This window comes from Agriterribacter sp., assembly GCF_035444585.1.
Classification (GTDB): domain Bacteria; phylum Bacteroidota; class Bacteroidia; order Chitinophagales; family Chitinophagaceae; genus Agriterribacter.
In genome coordinates this window covers 1-5,866 of record NZ_DAOMOZ010000262.1, presented here as the reverse complement: position 1 = coordinate 5,866, position 5,866 = coordinate 1, and the positions used below count along the sequence as shown (strand labels likewise).

Sequence of the window (5,866 nt, the reverse complement as noted above, 5' to 3'; positions counted from 1 at the left end):
GCATCAAGGTAAACGATTATATCAAAACCTGCTGCCAGCATTCCTTCGTGCATAGATATGCCCTTCCCCTTTTTGGAACTGGTAATAACTCTTGCCCCTTCTTTTAAAGCTTCACTTACCGTATGGTCTGTAGAATTATCATCCACTACAATAATTTCCTGCGGTACAGTAGTTTGCCTGATGCGCTGGATTACTTTCCGGATGGTGGCCCCTTCATTTAAAGCAGGTATAATTACGCTGATCATAAGTATTGCTTTCCCATTCGAAACAAAAATAACCGTTTTTTTTCAGCACTGGGAATCGGTGGCTGTTAAATCGCTATGCATCCGTTTCACTATAATTATTCATTGCTTCATTGCATCCTGCTGCAGATGCTTCATTTGTGCCAATGACAGGCAGAAGGAACGACAATGCACTATTATACCAATGCTCAACATCACGCCATTCTTTCATCCTGCCTGCCGGTAACCAGCGATGGTAACGATGCCGGGTACCTGCAACCAAGTCCGGCCCAACAACCCACAGCCTGTCACGCCGACGAAGGAAGTGTCTGATAGGCGGCTCACTTTTCACGGTACCCACTCGCCTGATTTGCTTTACCTAACAAAAATATTCATGTGTTCCTGTACCTTAGATAAGCAAGCTGCTGCTTAACCCATAACAAAAAGGCTGCCCGTGATGAGACAGCCGGTAAAAAACAATTGAAGTATTAATAAGCTTCCAGCTTACAGGCTATAGCGCAGGGTTATGCCAAAGGTCCTGGGATCTCCAGGCACAGCGGCGTAATGACCGGCATTGCCGGCGGCAGGCAACAATTGCTCAAAATAGTTTTTATCAAGCAAATTCCGGCTCCACAAAAAAGCCGATAAGCCGTAAGGAGTCCGGAAACCAAGCCTGGCGTTCAGCAGAACGTAGCCATCAATGTTCAGGTACTTTGAAGGCGATGCGCTCGAAGAAAAAGAGGAACGATAGTAACCATCTGCTGCTATAAAGAACTTCCCGGCCTTGCCTAAAAATAGGGCCGGAGCAGTAAATTCTCCGCCTAATGAAGTTGTCCATTTGGAAATGCCGGGAAGGTCACCTCCCGAAATATCTTTAAATGCAGCGGGACCGCCGGTTTCTTCCAATGGCACCGGTGCGTTTTTAAAGGACACATATATGCCTTCGGTGAATGCCAGTGCGCCGTATACCGAAAAATGTTTACTGAGCCTGGTATTGCCATCAAATTCAATGCCGCGGATGCGTACCTTTTCGGCGTTGGCGAGGTAACCGCGGTTCACGCCTACTTCAGCAGTTTGAACCTGCGTTTGGTAATCTTTAATATTGGTATTGTAAACCGTTAGGTTGAGGGTAGTGCCCGGCGCCGGCGTTGTTTTTATACCAAACTCAAAATGTTTTACATATTCAGGCTTTATTGCAGCCAGATCCAGTAATACTTCCCCGTTTGCCGTAGGTAGTCCGCCCAGGTTAAGTCCTACGGATTTGTAGTTGGTAGAAAAAGTAGCATAGCTGTTGATCTGGCCGGCAACTTTAAATGCCAGCGTGAGCAGACCGGACAGGTTGGTGTTGTCGGTGTTGGTTTTAAAAGCCTGGTCGGCGTATACGGTTTTCTTGAGTGCGATCAGTGCCGGATCGTCCGTTTGCATTCCTCCGTAGGTTTGACGGTTGAAGTCTACTTTTTTATTGTCGTAATTATAACGTAACCCGCCCAGTACATGCAAACGTTCGGTGATGGCAAAATCTAATTGCCCGAATGCCGCGCCGCTGAAGGTATTGAGTGATGATCTTGTTCTTATGCCATACCCGTCGAAAAGGCCGGGCGTATTCCATTTCGGATCGATGGTGTTTTGCGAAAAGCGCCATTGTGCAGCTCCGGATTCTTCTGTATGGTATGGGTTTGTTTTCAGGTCCTGCCCAATGGCAAACAAGCCCAGCACACCGCTCAGCCGGGGAGTGAAATCGCCTGCATACCGTATCTCCTGCGACCAGTTGGTATGTTTAGAGGGCGCCTGCGATAAGGTTAGCACGGGAAGCCCGGTAAAGTCCCTGTCGTTTGAAGGATCCCATTTCCAGTAGCGCCAGGCCGATGTAGAAGTAAGAGTGCTCCGCCCGAGTTTTATGTCAACATTCAGTGAAGCGCCGCCGAGGTCGTTGCCCGACCGCCATGGCGTATTGTGATCCATTTTCCGGTCGAAAGGATTCCGGCTTGGGAGGTCATAATTAAGGTCAGCAATGATTTGTTCAAATTGCCGGTATGCAGGGCGCTGTGTGGTTACAACGCCTGCCACTACCTGTGCATAGCCGTCGGGCCGCTGGCTGCTTGCATCTGCTGCCAGCGTGATATCTATTTTATCTGATGGCGTATACAATAGTTGGCCGCGGATGCCCAGGTTGTTGACATCATTTATTTTCTTTTGCGTTGCTATGTTTTCAATGAGCCCGTTACGCTGTGTACCGGAAAAAGACAGCCGCCCGGCTAATTTTTTGGACAAAGCCCCGGTGATGGAGCTCTTGGCCTGGATAAACCCGTAGTTGCCATAGCTCACTTCAAAGTTGGCGCCTGGTTTAAAGCCGGGCTTGCGGGTAATAACATTAAATGCACCGGCTGTGGTATTTTTTCCGAATAAAGTTCCCTGTGGACCGCGCAATACTTCTATCCGTTCAATATCAATAAAATCCAGTGTTGCCGCTGCCGGCCGCGCATAATAACCCCCGTCTACATAAAAGCCAACGCCGGGTTCCACGCCGTCATTGGTCAATCCATACGTGGTGCCCTGTCCGCGCACGTTCAGCGCCGTGTTGCGCGGGTTGGAAGAATAAAGCTGAACCGAAGGGATCAGCTCTTTCAGCCGGTTTACATTAAAAGCGCCGGCATCTTCCACCAATGAGCGGGTTACTACAGAAACCGGAACAGGAACATTTTGCAGCACTTCGCTGCGCCGCCTGGAAGTAATGATGATCGTATCTTTTTGATACAGTGACTGAAGCTGCACCAACACATTATTTATATTCCTGTTTCTAACGACCAGTTCCCTGGCTTCATATCCTGTAGAAGTTATAATCAGTGAAAAAGGGAATTGCTGCCGGTCAATGTCCAGAGAAAAGCGGCCTGAAGAATCGGTAATGGCACCTGTGTTTGTTTTTTTTATGGTTACGCTGGCGTAAGGAATGCCATCGTTGTTTTCATTTACTACCCGGCCGGTAAATTGTGCAAAAGCCAGTACGGGCAATAAGGATCCTAAAGCAAAGAGCATGCGTTTCATGTATAAAGTTTTGATTGACGAGGAAATGTGATTGTAAAGTCTACTAAATTAGTAGAATAATAGAATAAAAAAATTACTTAATGTGGCATAAGTTTAGTTGCAGAGACAACATCGGTGAATATTATTGCAGGGGCAAAACATATATCAACTGTTTCATTAAATATCGGGCAATGTTATAGCATTTTTATTAGTCTACAAAATTTGTAGACTTTATTTTAAAATATTAAGAATTATTGGCCGGAGAAAACTTTTGAAAGTTAAACGAAAGCCAATAAAGGAGAGTATTTTAGCCCCTCTCCGGCTGGAGAGGGGTTGGGGTGAGGCAAAGTCAGGCTGCTAAAGGCTTTTATTACTTTTGCCGGATAATAATGGTTAAGAATATTGATTTGTATGGCTTATACGGATAGTTACGCCGGCAGCCTATTGATGAACTTACAATAAAGTGCAGTAACGTGAGCTTTGGATGTTGAATAAGTAAGCTATTGTTAAGTTAAGCGTAAAATGACAAACGGGAAAGCGGGCATCTGGTGTCTGTCGCCTGTCCGTCGGCCGGCAGATTTCTCTTCTCACGTATTATAATGGATCAGAATTTTATTTACCACAGTTGCTCTATCGTTTAATCATCCTCTTTCTGTGCAGCCAAAAAGCTAACCACATCACGGATTTCTTTTTTGGAAAGGATGGTTTTCATATCGGGCATGCTCGATGGGGCGTCGGTTCTTTTGGCAACATGGTCTTTTGCAATCACCCGTAAAGGTTCGCCGCCTATTTTTAAAGTGAGGCTGGTTTTTGTTTCCGAGTCCAGTATACCCGATACACTGCTGCCGTCTTTTAATTCAAGAACAACAATGCCATACCCCGGTGCAAGACGGGCACCCGGATCAATCAACGCTTCGAGTATTTGCTGTCTGCTTATTCGTGAAGCTATTCCGTTAAGGCGTGGACCGGCATTGCCACCCCTGTCGTTGTAAGAATGGCATTTCATGCACTGCGCATTCTGGTTGCGGAAGAAAACAGCTCTTCCCCTTGATACATCGCCGCCGTATAAGCTGCCTGCATATGCGGCCAGTTGGTCGCCATGTGATAATTTTTGAGTAATGGTTTTATACTTTGCACTTAATTCAACCGCACCGCTGCTGTCTATGGCTTCGCCCAGCTCAAGATACAGATCGGGCGATAATTTTCCGGCAGCCATTGTGTTGAGCAGTTCTTCCAGCGGCTTTTGTACATTTTCTTTGGGGAGGTTTCCCAGGGCAAGTATGGCTGCCTGCTTTTCCTCCATTGTTTTGGTAGCTATTACTTTTGATAACAATGAAACCATCAGGTCTTTGGGAAGATCCATTTGCTGCAGCAGGTTAAGCCCCTCAACCCTTACTTTCTTTTCCTTGTCGGAAAGCGCCTGGCTCACAGCATCGCCTGCCCGCTGGTAACCGAGTGCAACCACGGTATTCAGCGCTTCAATCCGCATCTCAGGCGAAGGGTCATTTTTAACCAGGTCAAACAGCGCCGGTAATGCATCACTGATGTGTAGCAGCGCGACGGCTTTTGTTGCGCTGAGACGCACAGGCAATTCCTTATTCTTCAACAATGCTGCTAAAGGAGATCCCATGTTTTTTTGCAGAAGGCCGGGATCTCTTTCCACCACGCCGCGGTAATAGCCGTCTACTCGATCCAGCACCGACGGTTTTGCCCATACACTCAGGGCGCCAATGGCCTCGGCCCGCATTGCTGCCGGAGCGCCTTCCTTCATGGCATAGCTGATCAACTGCTGCATGGCTTTTTCGCTGCCGGTGCGCAGGTTGGCGTTGATGCTGCGCCGGATCAGTGCTTCATTTGTAAAATTGGTTTTACCAAGCAGATCTCCCAAAGCCGGTAAAGCATCTTTTATAGCATTATCATCATTAATGGCCCGTGCTGCTTCTGTTACTACGAACTCATCCTTATCGCTGAGGAACTTTGCAACACCGGCATCGCCCATCCTCCTGAGCGCTACCACGGCTGATATGCGCAGGGCGCGGGAAGGGCTTTGCGCCAGGGCGATAACGGGCTCCGCCTTTCCTATGCGTGCCAGTGCAAGGCTACCGGCATGCCGCAGGTAAGCGTCTTCATCGTTATTATCCTGCAGCATTGCAACAATAGCGTCAATAGCAGGTTCGTATCGGATCCTTCCCAGCGCTTCCGCTGCAAAAAACCGAACCCGGCTGGCTGTGTCTTTTAAAAGCGGCACCAGTTTTTCACCTGCCGCAGCATATTTCATGTCACCCAGCCATTTGGCCGCTTGTGCCCTTATTTCGGGATCACTGTCCTGCAACAGGGGCAATAACGGAACAGCGTATTTTTTGTCTTTCCGTGCCAGCTGGCTCATACCCCATATTGCGTTTATGCGTGCCAGTTGGTTACCCGACACGGAAAATGTTTTCTGAAAAATGGCCGCTCCGTTTCCGCCACGTTTTACGAGCTCAAACTGTGCTTTTTGACGTACCCGCATATCCGGGTTTTCCAGCATGGCCGACAACTCTTCTTCCGATTTGCCGCTAAAGTTTTCGGATAATAGTTTTTTTGTTTCTATGCGTTCGGCAGAGCCTGCTCCCTGTGCATCATCC

Annotated in this window: 4 protein-coding genes; all 4 read right to left on the bottom strand. The window is 47.8% G+C overall.

Going from position 1 to position 5,866, the window contains the following annotated elements; translation table 11 throughout:
- Positions 1–245 (bottom strand): glycosyltransferase family 2 protein (locus tag PLH26_RS19470; RefSeq protein WP_324587690.1); only part of this gene is annotated, 245 nt, incomplete at its 3' end.
- Positions 246–318: 73 nt separating this feature from the next.
- Positions 319–582: a hypothetical protein gene (locus PLH26_RS19465; protein WP_324587689.1), complete on the bottom strand. Its 264-nt coding sequence runs from the start codon at positions 580–582 to the stop codon at positions 319–321.
- Between the two features lie 143 nt (positions 583–725).
- Positions 726–3,263: a TonB-dependent receptor gene (locus PLH26_RS19460; protein WP_324587688.1), complete on the bottom strand. Its 2,538-nt coding sequence runs from the start codon at positions 3,261–3,263 to the stop codon at positions 726–728.
- A 616-nt stretch (positions 3,264–3,879) separates the two neighbouring features.
- Positions 3,880–5,866 (bottom strand): HEAT repeat domain-containing protein (locus PLH26_RS19455; RefSeq protein WP_324587687.1); only part of this gene is annotated, 1,987 nt, incomplete at its 5' end.

Coding starts and splice junctions, on each gene's coding strand:
- PLH26_RS19460 (WP_324587688.1), bottom strand. CDS start 3,263: ATGAAACGCATGCTCTTTGCTTTAGGATCCTTATTGCCCGTACTGGCT.